The organism is Rhizobium leguminosarum (assembly GCF_002953715.1).
In the GTDB taxonomy this organism is placed as follows: domain Bacteria; phylum Pseudomonadota; class Alphaproteobacteria; order Rhizobiales; family Rhizobiaceae; genus Rhizobium; species Rhizobium leguminosarum_V.
Genome location: NZ_CP025014.1, coordinates 223,671 through 239,493 on the forward strand (window position 1 = coordinate 223,671; position 15,823 = coordinate 239,493).

The 15,823-nt window shown below is 60.9% G+C and carries 16 protein-coding genes; 8 read left to right on the plus strand and 8 right to left on the minus strand.

The window, feature by feature from the left end; genetic code table 11:
* The first annotated feature begins 64 nt into the window (after window positions 1-64).
* The 3 genes from glgX to ligD are packed head-to-tail and all read left to right on the plus strand — an operon-like array spanning window position 65 to window position 4,112.
* Window positions 65-2,221, plus strand: a complete 2,157-nt coding sequence (gene glgX, locus CUJ84_RS30600) for a glycogen debranching protein GlgX (RefSeq protein WP_105009377.1) — start codon at window positions 65-67, stop codon at window positions 2,219-2,221.
* A gap of 8 nt (window positions 2,222-2,229) precedes the next feature.
* Window positions 2,230-3,237 carry a DNA topoisomerase IB gene (locus tag CUJ84_RS30605; protein WP_105009378.1) on the plus strand — a complete coding sequence of 336 codons (1,008 nt, stop codon included), beginning with the start codon at window positions 2,230-2,232 and terminating at the stop codon, window positions 3,235-3,237.
* Window positions 3,234-4,112 carry a non-homologous end-joining DNA ligase gene (gene ligD / locus CUJ84_RS30610; RefSeq protein WP_105009379.1) on the plus strand — a complete coding sequence of 293 codons (879 nt, stop codon included), beginning with the start codon at window positions 3,234-3,236 and terminating at the stop codon, window positions 4,110-4,112. Before CUJ84_RS30605 ends, ligD begins: the two co-directional genes overlap by 4 nt.
* Window positions 4,113-4,124: 12 nt before the next feature.
* Here the strand turns inward: ligD and CUJ84_RS30615 are convergent, their stop codons facing one another.
* Both CUJ84_RS30615 and CUJ84_RS30620 read right to left on the minus strand, forming a co-directional pair.
* Window positions 4,125-4,856 (minus strand): glutathione S-transferase family protein, encoded by a 732-nt coding sequence (locus tag CUJ84_RS30615; protein WP_105009380.1) that lies wholly within the window; start codon window positions 4,854-4,856, stop codon window positions 4,125-4,127.
* A gap of 6 nt (window positions 4,857-4,862) precedes the next feature.
* Entirely contained in the window at window positions 4,863-5,153 is a 291-nt protein-coding gene (locus tag CUJ84_RS30620) for a DUF3175 domain-containing protein (protein WP_105009657.1), read from the minus strand.
* A gap of 216 nt (window positions 5,154-5,369) precedes the next feature.
* Here CUJ84_RS30620 and CUJ84_RS30625 point away from each other — a divergent pair, with 216 nt between their 5' ends.
* The gene (locus tag CUJ84_RS30625; protein WP_245457616.1) at window positions 5,370-5,801 is read left to right on the plus strand and encodes a hypothetical protein; all 432 of its coding nucleotides are present in this window, start codon (window positions 5,370-5,372) and stop codon (window positions 5,799-5,801) included.
* Here the strand turns inward: CUJ84_RS30625 and CUJ84_RS30630 are convergent.
* From CUJ84_RS30630 to CUJ84_RS30645, 4 genes are all read right to left on the minus strand, one after another.
* On the minus strand, window positions 5,730-8,447 hold the full coding sequence (locus tag CUJ84_RS30630) for a hybrid sensor histidine kinase/response regulator (protein WP_105009381.1): 2,718 nt from the start codon (window positions 8,445-8,447) through the stop codon (window positions 5,730-5,732). The genes CUJ84_RS30625 and CUJ84_RS30630 overlap by 72 nt on opposite strands.
* A 216-nt stretch (window positions 8,448-8,663) precedes the next feature.
* Window positions 8,664-8,837 (minus strand): hypothetical protein, encoded by a 174-nt coding sequence (locus CUJ84_RS38455; protein ID WP_018071066.1) that lies wholly within the window; start codon window positions 8,835-8,837, stop codon window positions 8,664-8,666.
* Window positions 8,838-9,152: 315 nt separating this feature from the next.
* The gene (locus CUJ84_RS30640; RefSeq protein ID WP_018448499.1) at window positions 9,153-9,407 is read right to left on the minus strand and encodes a DUF2934 domain-containing protein; all 255 of its coding nucleotides are present in this window, start codon (window positions 9,405-9,407) and stop codon (window positions 9,153-9,155) included.
* A gap of 142 nt (window positions 9,408-9,549) precedes the next feature.
* Window positions 9,550-10,191, minus strand: coding sequence for a UdgX family uracil-DNA binding protein (locus CUJ84_RS30645; protein WP_105009382.1), 642 nt, complete (start codon window positions 10,189-10,191; stop codon window positions 9,550-9,552).
* A gap of 214 nt (window positions 10,192-10,405) precedes the next feature.
* On the opposite strand from CUJ84_RS30645, the gene CUJ84_RS30650 reads away from it, so the two are divergent.
* Together CUJ84_RS30650 and CUJ84_RS30655 are read left to right on the plus strand one after the other, a co-directional pair.
* The gene (locus CUJ84_RS30650; RefSeq protein WP_105009658.1) at window positions 10,406-11,869 is read left to right on the plus strand and encodes a phospholipase D-like domain-containing protein; all 1,464 of its coding nucleotides are present in this window, start codon (window positions 10,406-10,408) and stop codon (window positions 11,867-11,869) included.
* A 93-nt stretch (window positions 11,870-11,962) separates the two neighbouring features.
* Entirely contained in the window at window positions 11,963-12,778 is an 816-nt protein-coding gene (locus tag CUJ84_RS30655; RefSeq protein ID WP_105009659.1) for an endonuclease/exonuclease/phosphatase family protein, read from the plus strand.
* Window positions 12,779-12,949: 171 nt separating this feature from the next.
* Here CUJ84_RS30655 and CUJ84_RS30660 read toward each other — a convergent pair whose 3' ends face one another.
* Together CUJ84_RS30660 and CUJ84_RS30665 are read right to left on the minus strand one after the other, a co-directional pair.
* The gene (locus CUJ84_RS30660) at window positions 12,950-13,873 is read right to left on the minus strand and encodes a nucleotidyltransferase and HEPN domain-containing protein (protein ID WP_105009383.1); all 924 of its coding nucleotides are present in this window, start codon (window positions 13,871-13,873) and stop codon (window positions 12,950-12,952) included.
* A gap of 111 nt (window positions 13,874-13,984) precedes the next feature.
* Window positions 13,985-14,440: a WGR domain-containing protein gene (locus CUJ84_RS30665; RefSeq protein ID WP_245457617.1), complete on the minus strand. Its 456-nt coding sequence runs from the start codon at window positions 14,438-14,440 to the stop codon at window positions 13,985-13,987.
* A gap of 444 nt (window positions 14,441-14,884) precedes the next feature.
* On the opposite strand from CUJ84_RS30665, the gene CUJ84_RS30670 reads away from it, so the two are divergent.
* On the plus strand, window positions 14,885-15,208 hold the full coding sequence (locus tag CUJ84_RS30670) for a DUF736 domain-containing protein (RefSeq protein WP_105009384.1): 324 nt from the start codon (window positions 14,885-14,887) through the stop codon (window positions 15,206-15,208).
* Window positions 15,209-15,546: 338 nt separating this feature from the next.
* Complete coding sequence (locus CUJ84_RS38460) at window positions 15,547-15,714, plus strand: hypothetical protein (protein WP_199788872.1); 168 nt, start codon at window positions 15,547-15,549, stop codon at window positions 15,712-15,714.
* Window positions 15,715-15,823 lie beyond the last annotated feature (109 nt).

Genomic DNA, 15,823 nt, shown 5'->3' on the forward strand with positions numbered 1-15,823 from the left:
AGCCAAGGGAACTTTCGAGCCGCCGTTACGTTTCCCGCATGGTCTTTTTATCGAGCGGGGCATTATGAGCTATTCATTTTCAGAACTCGACTTCCTCAAGCCGGAGCTCGGGGCGGAATATACGGGCTCGGGCACCCATTTCGCGGTATTCTCAGCGCATGCAGAACAGATTGAGCTCTGCCTCTTCTCGCCGGACGGCAAGAAGGAGGTGGCGCGATTGCCGCTGCCGAAGCGCGAAGGCGATATCTGGTCCGGCTATATCGCCGGCGTCGGACCTGGCACCGTCTACGGCTATCGCGCCCATGGTCCCTATGATCCCAACGCCGGCCATCGCTTCAATTCGAACAAGCTGCTGCTCGACCCCTATGCCAAACAGGTCACGGGCGAGCTGACATGGGATGACGCGCTGTTCGGCTACCAGATCGGCGAAGACGATCTTTCCTTCGACGAGCGTGACAGCGCGCCCTTCACGGTCAAGGGCGTGGTGCAGGATCCGGATTTCGATTGGGCGGGTGAAGAGGCGATCCGCCGTCCCTGGCCCGATACGATCATCTACGAGGCGCATGTGCGCGGCCTGACGATGACGCATCCGAAGGTGCCCGACCGGCTGCGTGGCACTTTTCTCGGCATGTGCAGCGATCCGATCATCGACCATCTCGTCAAGCTCGGCATCTCGGCGATCGAGCTTCTGCCGATCCAATATTTCCTCGACGATCGCTATCTCCTGGAAAACAACCTACGCAATTATTGGGGCTACCAGACGCTCGGCTTCTTCGCGCCGCAATCACGCTACATGTCCGGCGACAAGATCACCGAGATCAAGACCATGGTGAAGAAGTTCCATGCCGTCGGCATCGAAGTCATCATGGACGTGGTTTATAATCACACCGCCGAGGGCAGCGAAAAAGGCCCGACGCTGTCCTTCCGTGGGCTCGATAATGCGAGCTATTACATCCTTTCCCCCGATGACCCGCGCCACACCTTCGATACGACGGGCACCGGCAATACGCTGAATGTCGCCCACCCGATGGTGATGCGCATGGTGCTCGACAGCCTGCGCTACTGGGTGGGCGTCATGCATATCGACGGCTTCCGCTTCGATCTCGCCAGTACGCTCGGCCGGCAGGATCTGGAATTCGACCGCCAGGGCGGTTTCTTCGGCGCCATCCGGCAGGATCCGATGCTGTCAGGCGTCAAGCTGATCGCCGAACCCTGGGATATCGGCGAGGGCGGTTACCAGGTCGGCGGCTTCCCGCACCCCTTCCGTGAGTGGAACGACAAGTTCCGCGACGACGTCCGCCGTTTCTGGAAGGGTGATGACGGCATGGTGTCGGAGCTGGCGGCCCGCGTCACCGGCTCGGCGCCGCAGTTCAACCATTCCGATCGGGGCGCGACCTCCTCGATCAATCTTCTGTCGGCCCATGACGGCTTCACGCTGACGGACACGGTCTCCTTCGACGACAAGCACAACGAGGCGAACGGCGAGGATAACCGGGACGGCCATTCGGACAATCATTCCGACAATATGGGCGCCGAGGGCACGACGGATAATGCCGATATCAACGCCGCGCGGGCACGGCGCCGGCGCAACATGGTGGCGACGCTGATGCTCTCCCAAGGCGTGCCGATGATCCTGGCCGGCGACGAGCTCGGCAATAGCCAGGACGGCAACAACAACGCCTATTGCCAGGACAATGAAATCGGCTGGACGGATTGGGCAGGGCTCGACGACCCCTTCCTCGATTTCTGCCGACAGGCCGTCGCCTTCCGCAAGGCCCATCCCGTCCTGCGGCAGGAGCGGTTCCTGACCGGACAGGTTAGCGAGGACGGGCGCATCGAGATCGCTTGGTACAAGCCGGACGGCAGTTTCATGGACGACGGTGCCTGGAACGACGACGGGTTGCAGGTGCTCGGCGTCTATGTCTCGAGGAGCGTGAATGCACCAGACACCGAGACGATGGACGACCTCTTCCTCATCTTCAATGCCGGCGGCGATTGCGAGGTTCACCTGCCTGTCGTGAATGGGCTGAAACAGTGGTCGAGGGTTCTCGACACCGGGAGGGAGACGGATGCCTTCGAGGTGCAGGAGCCGGAGAATCCGGTCATCGTCTATGCCCAGAGCGTGCAGGTCTTTGCACCGAAGGGACAGACCGAGCCGCCGAAGGGCGCGACAAAAGCCGAGCGCCGCCGCTGGTTCCAGTTCGGCCGCAGGAGCAAGTAGCAGAGACCATGAATGCCGAAGCCATCACCGACCTTGGTCTCGTCTATGTCAGCGATACTGAACCAGGCATCCGCAGACGAAGGAAGGGCAAGGGCTTCAGCTACGTGATGCCTGACGGCACGACGCTTGCCGACGAATTGCAGCGGGCGCGCATCGGCGCGCTCGGTCTGCCGCCGGCCTATGAGAATGTCTGGATCTGCCTCTACGAGAACGGCCATCTGCAGGCGACAGGCTTCGACGCGCGCGGGCGCAAGCAATACCGCTACCACAAGGAATGGCAATCCTTCCGGAGTGCGGGAAAATTCCATCAGCTAACCGAATTCGGCCGGGCCCTGCCTCGCATACGCCGCACCGTGCTGCGCCATCTCGACACCGGTGCGGAGGATGTCAACGGCGTGCTTGCGGCTTTGACGACGCTGCTCGACGAGGCGCACTTACGCGTCGGCAACCAGGCCTATGTCAGGGAGAACGGGACCTATGGCGCAACGACGCTGCTGAAGCGCCACCTGAAGATCGTCGACGGGCAGATAGAGCTGAAATTCCGCGCCAAGGGCGGCAAGCGCGTCCAGCGCAGCCTCAAGCATCCCAGGCTGCAGAAGATCCTGGAGGAGATAGCGGACCTGCCCGGCCGCCAGCTCTTCGTCTGGAAGGATGAAAGCGGGGCGCTAAAACCAATCGATTCCGGCCGATTGAACGCCTATCTCGCTGAGATATCGGGCATTCCCATTTCGGCGAAGACCTTCCGCACCTGGGCCGGATCGCTGGCGGCCTTCGGGGCGGCGCGCGAGACGATTGTCGGCGGCGGCCGGCCGACGGTAAAGCAGATGTCGGAAGCCGCAGCAGAGGCGCTGCACAACACACCGGCGATCTCGCGCTCGAGCTATATCCATCCCGCGATCATCGCGCTCGCCGGCAACGATCATCCGCTGATCGAGACTGGCAACGAGCCGCTGCGGGGCTTGCGGGCCGAGGAAAACAGGCTACTTGATTTCCTCACAAGCGAGATCGAAGAATGAGCCCCAAGAATCCGCCGGTATCGGACGTATCGCTGACCCATCCCGACCGGCTCTACTGGCCGGATGAGGGCGTGACCAAGCAGGCGCTGGCGGATTATTACGCTGCGGTGTGGCCCTTCATGGCGCCTTATGTCGTCAATCGGCCGCTGGCACTGCTGCGGCTGCCGGACGGGATAAAAAGCCACCAGCGGTTTTTCCAGAAACATGCCTGGAAGGGCATGAATCCGCATATCGAAGAGATCGCCGACCCGCAGGATGCGGACGACGAAAAGCTGCTGCGCATCGCCGATTTCAACGGTCTCGTGGCGCTGGTGCAGTCGGCCGTGCTCGAAATTCATCCCTGGGGCGTAACAACCGAAAATTGGGAAAAACCCGATATGATCACCATGGACCTCGATCCCGGCGAGGACGTGGCCTGGAGTGCTGTCATAACAGCAGCGCTTGAATTGAAGGCGCGGCTGGAAGCCCGCGGCCTGCCGGCCTTCGTCAAGACCTCAGGCGGCAAGGGGCTGCATGTGGTGACGCCGCTTGCACCGAAGGCCGGCTGGGCCGAGGTGAAGGATTTTGCCCATTCGCTCGCCGAAAGCATGTCGGCCGACGCGCCGGAGAAATATCTGGCAACCGCGACGAAGGCAAAACGCGGCGGGCATATCTACATCGACTATCTCCGCAACGGTCGCGGCAACACGGCAGTCGCGGCCTATTCGACGCGGGCGCGACCGGGTGCGCCGGTTTCGATGCCGCTCGATTGGGCTGATTTGAACGAAGTCACCAGTCCGGCCGCCTTCACGCTCGGCAACGTGCCACAGCGATTGGAAACCCGGCCGAAAGACCCGTGGGGAAATTTCTTCGATGCGGCCGTGCCGCTCGCATGAACGGCACTTAACTCATACCGTGCTGTCGAGCTCAGGATAATGCCTGAAAATCCCTTCTTCGTTGAAGGCGAGGCGGCGGGGGGAGGCGAGATAGCGGGCAATGTTTGGACGTTTCGCCACCGCATCATGCAGAGCCAGCAGGGCCGGGTATTCCGCCTTGCGGTTCACCATGGCTTTCGGAAAGGCATAGGTCAGGCCCTCGATCACCTGGAAGAGCGAGAGGTCGACATAGGTCAGCGCATCGCCGACCATATGCTCAGGGCCTTTCGGGTTCTGCCGCAGCACACGCTCGAAATAGCCGAGGAATTTCGGAATGCGTTCGCGGATGAAGGCGGCTGAGCGGGCTTTTGCCTCTGGCTTCTGGTCCTCGTAATAGAGCGACATGTCGATCGGGTGATGCGTATCGTGCACTTCAGCGACGAAATCGGCGACGGTCAGCTGCAGGCCGTTGGCGACGTGGCGAAGGCCTTCGTCTTCAGGTGCTAGGCCGAGCTTCGGACCGAGGTAAAATAATATGTTGGCGACATGCGGGATGATGAGGTCGCCGTCCTTCAGGAAGGGTGGTGCGAAAGGAATGTGCGGTTCGCTTTCACTCTCCATGATGTCGATCATGGCGCCCGTACCGCGCCCGCGGCCGGACTGGCGGGTGATATCGATATAGTCGGCGCCGGCTTCTTCCAGCGCCAGCCGCACGAATTCGCCCCGACCTTGAATGCCGTCCCAATAATAAAGCTCGTATGCCATGGCTGCTCAATCCTTCGGTTGACGACCGAAGTCTTTTCGCAATTCGTCCTTGGCCTTTTCAAGAGTGCCGCGCCGCTTTTTCGTCAGCTGGTCGCCGGCGCGGTTGATGTAGAAAGTCAGCATCGACATGGCGGCGCGATAGGGGCTCGACTTGCCGCGATCGCTCTCCTCGGCGGAGTGCTTGACGGAGCGGGCAATCTTCTTCGGATCGTCCGATTTGAATACGCCTTCCTTCAGGTCCATCGCATCGCTGTGTTCGGTGACATCCTGCGACCATTTCTTCTTCGATTTGACCATGTCGAAAATCCTTTTGCCGGATGCGGCCGGCGGCAATCCACCGGCTGTCGATCTCTGGTTGGCGGTCGGTTTGCAAAGGAATTGAACCGGCACGGCGCCTAAAAGTTCCGGCCGAGGTCGTGGCCCGCAAGACCCGGATTCGGGACAAAAGCCGGTTTTATCAGGTTTCGAATGGGAGAGGCCTGCAGGAGCTGCACATAAGAAGGAGCCGAGAACATGGAAAAACACATCGTCAAAGCCAATGGAAACGGCGCGATCGACGTGAACGGCCAAGTATCGCCGGTCACTTATACTGTCTGCCTCAAGCAAGGAAAGGGCCGTTCCTACGAGGTCGACATCCGCCTGATGGCGCCGCGCGACTGGCTGCTGCAGCGGGGTTTCGAGCGGGATGCGGTGCTGGTCAGCCAGAGCGGGGCGCGCATTCCCGTCTATCACGATGATGACAATCGTCACGATGACGGCCGTCTCGACCCTGCCGACACGATCTCGATCGAACTGACGGCGCGCGACGACAGCTGCATGAGTGAGGTGGATCTGATCCTTCGACGGCGCCGATTCGCAAAATGCAGAAGTGCTTTAGCCGACGGGCCGCTGCTGGACGGCGGTCTTGACCGCCCGTTCGAGCGCGGTGCTGCTGAAAGGTTTTGACAGCAGCACCGAGCCGGACAGGCGGCTTGCATCCGGCAGGCTGCTGTGGCCGGTGGCAAAGACCAGGCCGACCGATGGAAAGGCTTCGCGCGCCTTGGCGGCAAAGACCGGACCCGACATGCCGGGCAGGCTGACATCGGCGACGATGATGTCGACGATGGTGTTTCCGATGATTTCCACACCCCGTTCGCCGCTATCAGCCTCGATGACATCATAGCCGAGATCCTGCAGAATCTCGGCAGTATCCATGCGGATGAAAGCGTCATCTTCCACGAGCAGCAGCTTCAGCTTTTCACCGGCGCTATCGGGCTGTTTGGGAACGGGCGCTGCGGCATCGCTTGCCCCTTGGCGGCGTTGCGTCCGGTTGGCAAGCACGTGGCGGATCTTGCGGGCGAGCTCCTCGCGCGTATAGGGCTTGGAGAGCAGTTCCAGACCAGGATCGAGCCTGCCGCCATGGACGATCGAATTTTCGGTATAGCCCGATGTGTAGAGCACGGCGATATCAGGCAGGCGTTCGCGCGCCATGCGCGCAAGCTCCGGGCTCCTCAACGGGCCGGGCATGACGACATCGGTAAAGAGCAGGTCGATATGGGCGCCGCTTTCGATAACGGTGAGCGCGCTTTGCGCATCCTTGGACTTCAGCACGTAGTAGCCGAGATCCGTCAGCATCTCGACGACAGTCGTGCGCACACCCTCGTCATCCTCGGCGACAAGGATGGTTTCCGTGCCGCCGGCTGCCGGAACGCTATCGACATTGGTGATGCGATCTTCGCTCTGGAACGAGCGGGGCAGGTAGAGTTTGACGGTCGTGCCTTCGTGGATCTCGCTGTAGATCTTCACGTGGCCGTCGGACTGCTTGACGAAGCCATAGACCATCGACAGGCCAAGACCGGTACCCTTGCCTTCCGGCTTGGTCGAGAAAAAGGGCTCGAATGCCTGTTCTATTACCTCCTGCATCATGCCGGAGCCGGTATCGGTGACCGCCAGCACGACATATTGGCCGGCGGTGACTTCAGGATGGGTGCGGCTGTAGGAATCGTCGAGGAAGGCGTTGCCGACCTCGATCGTCAGCTTGCCGGCGCCGTTCATCGCGTCCCGGGAGTTGATCGCAAGGTTGAGCAGGGCGTTCTCGATCTGGGTCGGATCGGCAAAGCTGTTCCAGAGGCCACCGGAGACCATGGTCTCGACTTCGATCTCTTCGCCGAGGGCGCGCCGCAGCATGTCGTCCATGCCGGTGACGAGACGGCCGATATTGACGACCTTCGGTTCAAGCGGTTGGCGTCGGCCGAAGGCGAGCAACTGGCTTGCCAGCCGCGAGCCGCGTTCGACGGCGGCAAGCGCGTTGGAAATGCGTTCCTTGGCCCGGCCGTTATCGGCCACGTCCTTGCCGAGAAGCTGCAGGTTGCCTGAAATCACTTGCAGCAGATTGTTGAAATCATGGGCGACGCCGCCGGTGAGCTTGCCGATCGATTCCATCTTCTGCGATTGCTGGAGTGCTGCTTCGGCCTGCTGGCGCTCGGCAATCTCGGCCGCGACGCGGACCTCTAGCATTTCATTGAGTTTTCGCAGCTGATCTTCCATATCGCGGCGCTGGTCGATTTCGACTTTGGCGGCACGGAAGAGCCGGATATTGTCGATCGCGACGGCTGATTGACCGGCGAGGCTGACGAGGCTTGCCTCGGCCGCTTGGGAAAAACGGCCGGGCTGGCCGTGGCCAAAGAACAAACCGCCGATGACGCTGCCGTCGCGTGATTTCACCGGCACGGCAAGATAGCTCCTGACCGGCAAATGCCCCTTGGGCATGCCTAAATGCGGCGCATTCTGCCCGTAGCGCGGGTCGAGCAGGATGTCGTCGGAGCGCACGATGCCTTCGCCATTGAACGTCGGCGCGAAGACTTTGGTGTTGCGCGGCATCGGGAATTTCTCGAAATTCTTCCGATCGACACCGGAGAGGGCATAGAGCATATAGCTGCCGCTCTCGTCATCATCGACATTGTAGAAGAAGGCGCCGAATTCCGCGCCGGTCAGCGTCACGCCGGCATCGACGACAATCTGGGTGAGGCGTTCGACACTGGGCTCGGCGGTGACCGCGGCACCCGCCCGGTTGACGACCGCAAGCGCCTCCGATTTCACGCGCAGCTCTTCGAGCGCCGTCTCTTCGCCGCGCTTGGCCGACACCTGGTCGGTGACATCAAGGGCCGCACAGAGGATGCCGGCGACCTTGCCGTCATCGTCGCGCAGTGGCGTGTAGGAGAAGGTGAACCAGGTATCTTTGGTGCGGCCGTCGCGGCGCATCGGTATGAGCAGCTCCTTGAAGAGCTGCGAACTGCCTTCGAGCGTGCTGGCGATGATCGGCGAGAACTGTTCCCAGATATCCGCCCAGACCTCGCGGAAAGGTCGTCCAAGTGCATTGGGATGCCGTTCGGAGAAAACGGGCACATAGGCATCGTTGTAGAGAAAGGCGAGATCCGGACCCCAGGCGACGAATTTGGGCTGGCGGGAATTCAACACCATTTCGGTGATATGCTTGAGAGAGGCAGGCCAGCTTTCGACCGGACCGAGACCGACGGCGTGGAAAGCCGGATGCCGTAATAATTCGCCGATTTCGCCGCCGCCTCTCGGCCAGCCGTTCCCGACGCTTCCCATTCAAAATCGCTTCCTTGTCGTCCGCTGCGCCGGAGTGTTGGCCACCTCGGGGTTCAGCCCTTCCAAACCGTCAACATAGAGGCTTCCGATAGGAGGGAAAGGGCGCGGTCGAAATATCCTTAACCCAGAGCTTTGTGCGTCCTTTCGGATGCGCAAAGCTCGATGCGCCAGGGCGTTCGACACCTTTAGCCGTCTACGGACGGCGCCTGCGAGCTGTTATTTTCGATAGAGTTTCTGCGATGCGGCGAAGGCGCGTCCGATGTAGACGGAGACCAACTGCACCGGCGCGCGCGGATCGCGGAAAACCAGTCCGACGAGGTTATCGACGACAAGGATGAACCCGAGCGCGAGACCGAGGTAGAGCAGCGCGGCGATGATGAGGAGCGACATCTCCATCCCTCACACGATCGCAGTCGAAGCGCGGTTGCTGGCTAAAAAGAGGATTTCGGTATGACCGTCGTTCATGGCAACTTCCCCGTTCCGCCATAAACAGCCATCGCACCTTGTTGTTCCCGATTATCGGGGGAGGGCTTAACCTTTTTTAGAAGCCTCAAAGCTTTCAGCGTCATCCGGCCTCTGTTCACCCCCGCATGGAAGCCCCACCTCTGAAATTCCATAAAGCACAACTAATTCAGACATATGACAAAGAGGGATCAAGGGCGTCGCGACGACGCCCTTTTTTCGATGTGCTCGGTATTTTGGTGTTCAGGACGCCGTCTTGCGGCTCGCAGTCCGTTTCGGTGCCGGTGTCACGACGCCGTTCGTCTTGCTGCCCGTCACGCTTCGCTTCGCCTTGGGCTTGACTTCCTTGCCGTCGGAAGACGCAGCAGAACCCTCGAGCGTGTCGCGCTCGTGTCGTGCCTGTTCCCAATGGATGGAATCTCGCCCTGTCGGATAGCCCTCTTCTTCCCAGAGGGCGTATGCACGTTTTTTGATCCACTCTTCCCGAGTTTCTGCCATCGCTGATCTCCAGTCACATGATGCCGTCGTTCGAACGCGATACTGCTTAGATGGTTCCAGAGGAGGGGAGCTCTTTCAAGCGAAATCGCCCTGCACCCGCGAATATTTCGCGTTGCAGCATATTAGGGTTGAGAATCGGCCTTCACCGGGACTGAAACTCCACCGCCCTGTGCAGATCTGACACGAAATCCCGGCGCTGCCGGCGCCGCTCCGCCTCGTCGCGGATGCGCAAGAGATAGGAGGGGTGGATAGTGACCAGAACGGACGGACGGTTTGCCGGATGCAGGATATGGCCGCGCTCTGGCGTCAGCTTCACCTTCGGCCCGAGCAGCGCATAAAGCGCGCTTGCGCCGAGCGTCACGACAAGTTTCGGCTGCAGGATGTTGAGCTCTGCGCCGAGCCACCAGGCGCAACGCCTGATCTCACCGGCATTCGGCTTTGCATGCAGCCGCCGTTTGCCGCGCGGCGTGAACTTGAAGTGCTTGACGGCATTGGTGACATAGCAGCGCTGTCGGTCGAGATCGGCCTCTTCCAGGCAGCGATCGAGCAGTTGGCCGGCGGGACCGACAAAGGGCCTGCCGCTCAAATCCTCCTGATCGCCCGGCTGCTCGCCGACGAGAACGATCTCGGCTTTCACAGGACCTTCGCCGAAGACGATTTGCGTGGCATTCCTGTAGAGATCACAACGGGTACAGCCTTCTGCCTGATGCCGGAGTTCGGCAATGCTTGCGGCGTCCGCAACTTCGAGCGCCAAGGCAGGGCCGACATTTCCGGCTATGTTCATGATGGCGATCCTCATCTCCTCGGGATCAATCGATCTGTGCCGGGATTGTTCCCGTTCGGGAATGGGCAACGCGCTTTCGAAATCTGCGGGCCTATTCCGGAACTGTTCGCCATCGGTTCTCGGGCCGGCAAAATGGTCACGGTGCAAAATTTCGCGTCATGGGAGAGCCGCGGCGCGATTGAACGTCGCCGTTTCGCGGCTATATTCGCCAGCGATGTTCTATCTCCTATCGATCTACTGGCCGCATATCCTCTTTGTCGTTTCGATCGCCATGGGGGCCGCGGCGGCGATCCATGCCGCTATGACCAAGGAGGAGGTGCGCGCGGCGATCGGCTGGGTCGGCGTCATCATTCTGTCTCCGATCATCGGTGCGCTGCTCTATGCGATTGCCGGCATCAATCGCATCCGCCGCAAATCGCTGAGCGTCCGTCGTGACGCGCTGCTGCTTGCGGCCGAATTCGACGAACTGGAGACATTCGATGCCGAGGCCGAGACGGTGATCAGCCAGTTCGGCCGCCGCTTTGCGGCGCTGCAGACGCTGGGCGACCGGGTGACGCGCAATCCGCTGACAACAGGCAATACGATCGATGTGCTGGAGACCGGCGACGAGGCCTATGCGGCGATGAAGACCGCCATCGACGAGGCGACGCGCAGCATCCTGCTCGAAACCTATATCTTCGACCGCGATGCTGTCGGTCTTCGCATCGCCGATGCGCTGATTGCGGCGGCCAGCCGTGGTGTGGAAGTCCGGGTACTGATCGACGCGGTCGGTGCGCGTTATTCGGTTCCGAGCATTCTCGGCCATCTCAGGGAAGGCGGCGTCACCGTCGCCGTCTTCAACGGCAACGTCATCATGGGCTTGCGGCTGCCCTATGCCAATTTGCGCACCCACCGCAAGATCCTGATCGTCGACGGGAAAGTTGCGCTGACGGGCGGGATGAACATCAGGGCGGGCTTCAGCGAGGAGGCAACGGGCGAGAGTTTTGCCCACGACACGCATTTCAGCGTCACCGGCCCTGTCGTGGCCGACCTTTTCGACCTCGCCGCCGAAGACTGGCGCTTCTCCACCCAGGAGTTGTTGAACGACGAGCCCTGGCGCATCGAACCGCCAGAGCGCAGCCCCGGTGATCCCATCCTGATGCGTATCGTCGCCTCCGGCCCGGACCGCAGCGTCGAGACCAACCATAAGATGCTGATGGGCGCCTTTTCCGTGGCGCGCCAATCGATCCGCATCATGTCGCCCTATTTCCTGCCGGATCGCGAACTCATCAGCGCCCTGGTGACAGCAGCGCGGCGCGGCGTCGAAGTTGATATCGTCGTGCCCGCGGTCAACAACCTCGTCCTGGTCGACCGGGCGATGACGGCGCAATTCGACCAGATCCTCAAGAATTATTGCCGTATCTGGCGCTCGACCGGCAGCTTCAGCCATTCGAAGCTGCTGACGATCGACGGCACCTGGGCCTATGTCGGCTCTTCCAATCTCGACCCGCGTTCGCTGAGGCTGAATTTCGAGGTCGATCTCGAAGTGCTGAACGAGGGCTTCGCCACCGAGATCGACGAGCACATCGAGGAAACCTTGAAAACGGCGACGCCGGTGACGCTTGACGGGCTGCAGGCGCGACCCTTCGCGGTGCGGCTGCTCGAGAAGGTGCTATGGCTAGGGTCGCCCTATCTCTGAAGGATTTTTTGTGATCGGACGTGGCAAGTTCGGCTTGCCTGCCTATACTGCTGAGAGAAGCCTTTTCGATCAACGGAACAAGTGCGCCTGCCGATGCACGCCAGAAAAGACAGCCTTCCCGCCAGCATTCTCGCCTCGATCAGGAGCAGGAAAAAGCGGCTCGACGCAGCCTATACGGAGGCAAGGCCGCGCAGTGCGGGAACGCTGATCGCCTCGTACAACGTGCACAAGTGCATCGGCACCGACCGCCGCTTCGATCCGGAGCGCACCAGCCGGGTCATCCATGAAATCGGCGCCGACGTGATCGCGCTGCAGGAGGCCGATACGCGCTTCGGCGAACGCACGGGCATTCTCGATCTCGGCCGGCTGGAGCGGGAGACGGGACTGATCCCAGTGCCGGTTGCCGGCATGGCGAAGGCGCATGGCTGGCACGGCAATGTCGTGCTCTTCAAGAAGGGGCTGGTGCATGATGTGCATCAGGTGAAGCTGCCGGGGCTGGAGCCGCGCGGCGCGCTGGTTGCCGAAATCGAACTCGAGCAGGGCGGGGTGCTGCGTATCATCGCCGCGCATTTCGGATTGCTGCGCCATAGCAGAGCCCAGCAGGCCCGCACATTGGTCGAGCTCATCAACGACAGGCACGAGATGCCGACCATCCTGCTCGGTGACCTCAACGAGTGGCGGCTGGGCGACCGGTCTTCGCTCAACACCTTCCAATCCGCCTTCGGACCGCTGCCGCCCGCCGTCCCGAGTTTCCCCGCCGGCCTGCCGCTTCTGGCCCTCGACCGTATCATCGCCAACCGCAAGGGGATCATTTCGCAGGTGGAAGCGCATGATACGCCACTGGCGCGCATCGCCTCCGACCACCTGCCGATCAAGGCGCTTGTCGATCTGGAGCCGGTGGCCCCTTAGAGCCGGTCGGAGACTTTGCGCTACGCCAATCACCTTGCCGCAGTCTACGATAAGCTTAAGCTCCGCTGCCTATGTCCAACTGGTCACGGTGCGCGCCACTATTCAGCCCTGATAGGGCTCCGAAGGGGAGCAGCCAGCTCCAAAGCGAGCGTGGGGAATCGTAACGCCCACTCACTTATCGACATCGTCGTCACCATTCCGCTCAAGCATCTCCAGATGCTCGGCGCACGTCGTCTTGACCAGTTCAAGCAGCAAAGCGGTTTGCTCTGCAAGCCAGGCGAGAGCCTCCTCGCTGATCTCGTAATGTTTAGAATAGCGAGCCTTCACATAGGCCTCGTTCAATGTGTTGAACCAGGCGCGTTCCTTGTGCTGATCACGCGGAAAGGCTTCGGCCAGCCGGCGGTCCTGCTCCTCCGCGAGCGAGCGCAGAAATTTGATGTTATGCGATGGTGGGCCGTAGTTGGTCAGAGTGAGCAGAACGCAGGAATAGGCTTGCTCGAGGGATTGATGCATAATGAACGCGGCTTCGTTGTAGTCCTTCTCACTCAGGCAGAACATCGAAACCTTGTGGAGCTTCGAGGCACTCCTGAACCGATGTTCAAAGTGGTCTCTCGCTAGCCGCAACCGATCGGCCGGCGAAAGCGGCATAGGTTCGGCAAGCGGCTCATCGTCGAGTTCATAGAGAACTATGCCTTCCTTGCGAATGTCGGAGAAGAAGTATTGCCCTTCCTTGAGATAGGTATTCACCTCCCGCCTGGAGTGGACGATGAAGCTCACCGGCGTTTCGATCGACTTATCGTGGATCAGCCGGTCAGCCGCCTTGTGCCAATATTCGGCGAACTCGCAGAGCTTGCGATTGTTGACGATGATCAGCAGATCGAAGTCGGAGCGATAACCCTTCATGGTGAAGGGTTCATCGACCCATCCGCCCTTGGCGTAGGAGCCGAACAGGATGATCTTCAAGATCCTGCCGCGCTTCTTGAAGTCGGCCGTGCCTTCCTTCAGCGCGTCCTCGAATTCCTCGTGCAGGATTTCGAGAACCCGGCCGAGTTCTCGCTGTTTGCGAAGCGGCATGTGTTCAAGCGACGACTTCATGAAACACCGATAGGCGAAAGATCCTGCACCGTCCAGCCGCAGTTTTCACATTGTACGACCCTAGGTTCGCGTCGGAATACGTCCACTTTGGTCCACCCTGCGAACGCACCCTTAACGTTCGCCAAGGCACTGTGGCTGCCCTGGCGTACTCTCAGGAAATTCCAGGGCCTGCTGGGCGCATATCGTCCGGCCGGGGCTCCATTCCGCCGACGCCGCCGGCTCTACGAAATCTGCTGAAGCAGTCTTCGCGCCTTTCGCCGTGACGATTTCTTGGGCGAAGCATGTTGCACCGTCATATCGATAGCCGCGACGCAGCTTGCGGCTGGTCACGCGCTCACAGGCAGTCTCAGCGTCTTCAGGCGTATCGTACAGTTCCACCATCCGCCGGCCTTCGGTACCGATCCGGCCCCAATTGCGCATGAGAGAGCTGCCTCCGAACAACGTCGACTGGATCGACAGACGATAGAAACGCGCCATATTCCGGGACGGATCGATCCGATAGAGCAGCATAATGTCAGCCGTTGTATCCATGATCGGATCATGCGCGCTCACCAATTGGCCGTCCAACGAGTTTCCTGAATCGGTCGTGGCGGATCGATTCATGTTCTTGATGCATGCTACCGCCTGACGGCTTCTTCAACACCCGGTGAAGAGCTCTTGCCGACGATCGGCGATGAGAGAGCCGACCTTGCCGATCGCAGCCGGCTGTCGCGCAAGATGGCTTGCTGCCCGGCGCAGATATGCGGAAGGAAGATCCATCCAGCTCGTGTAAGACGTCCGGGGCAGGGCTCCTGCACGAGCCGGCAATCGGATCGCCATGGATTGCTGTCTCCTGACGGTCGCTGTTCAGGACTATTCCCGTTCACCCTGCCGCCTTTCTAAGGGACCGGCCGCCATCAGCGTCAACCCGCAAGGGGTTCCCCTGCGCTGGCGCTCCGGTGACGCCTGCGGCTCGGCCCCTTCTTCGGGCGCCATCGGGAATGGTCCCGAGCAACCGAAGGAGACAGTACCATGGCCACCACGATCGCAACCCTCACCGCAAAGAGCGACGGCACCCTCGAAGGCATCTTTGCCACCATCCGGGTCAACGCCCCGATCGCCATCGTCCCGAATGACAGCAAGACGAGCGATGAAGCACCCGACTACCGCATCATCCACCGCAAGACCGGCTTCGAGATCGGCGCGGGCTGGAACCGCATCGCCCGCCTGACCGGCGAGGAATACCTCTCGGTAAAGCTGGAGGCTCCGGAGATCGGCGTGATCTTCGGCAACCTCGCACAAGCCCCCGGGGGTGAACCGAACCGCAAGGTCATCCTCTGGAACAACCCGGCCTGAGGCCTACAGGCCGGCCCCGAAAGCGGGGCCGGCTCCCAGAATGTCTCTGCCGCGAGCCTTCTTGTTATTCGAGCCGTCAAGGGCATCGAGCCATTGACGGCTATTCTGGTGCCATACGGAGAGGGAAAGTCTGCTCAGTCGATCCGAGGGTGCCATGGCGGCATAAAGGCCTCAAGCACTTCGTGGTTCCCCCAATTTTGCCTCCGCTGCGGCTCCCTCCGCTCCGACAAAACCGGCACCCCCACTTGCCGGCTCCGCCGGTCGCTGACGCGATCCTTGACCCCTCCATCCCACCATGACCGGAGCGCTCGTCTTTCACAACAGTCAAGGAGACGACAATGACCACTTGCATCGACGAAGTCATCGAAGTGCTGCGCGCAGAGCTTAGAAACGCTGACCCCGCCGAGCGTCCACAGATCGAGAACGAACTCGAGCTGGCGCTGGCCGAACGCGAGGTGATCTGGGCCGAACAGGACGGCCGCGCGAGCTCTGAGCCTCCGTTCTGACGGGGGCTTATCGCCGTATCCGTAAGCCTGGCTGGCCGGATCGACCGGCTGCCGGGCTGTCAGGGATTTCGCCCCTCGACAGTTCCGCAGGCTCGCGCCTGATAGGGTC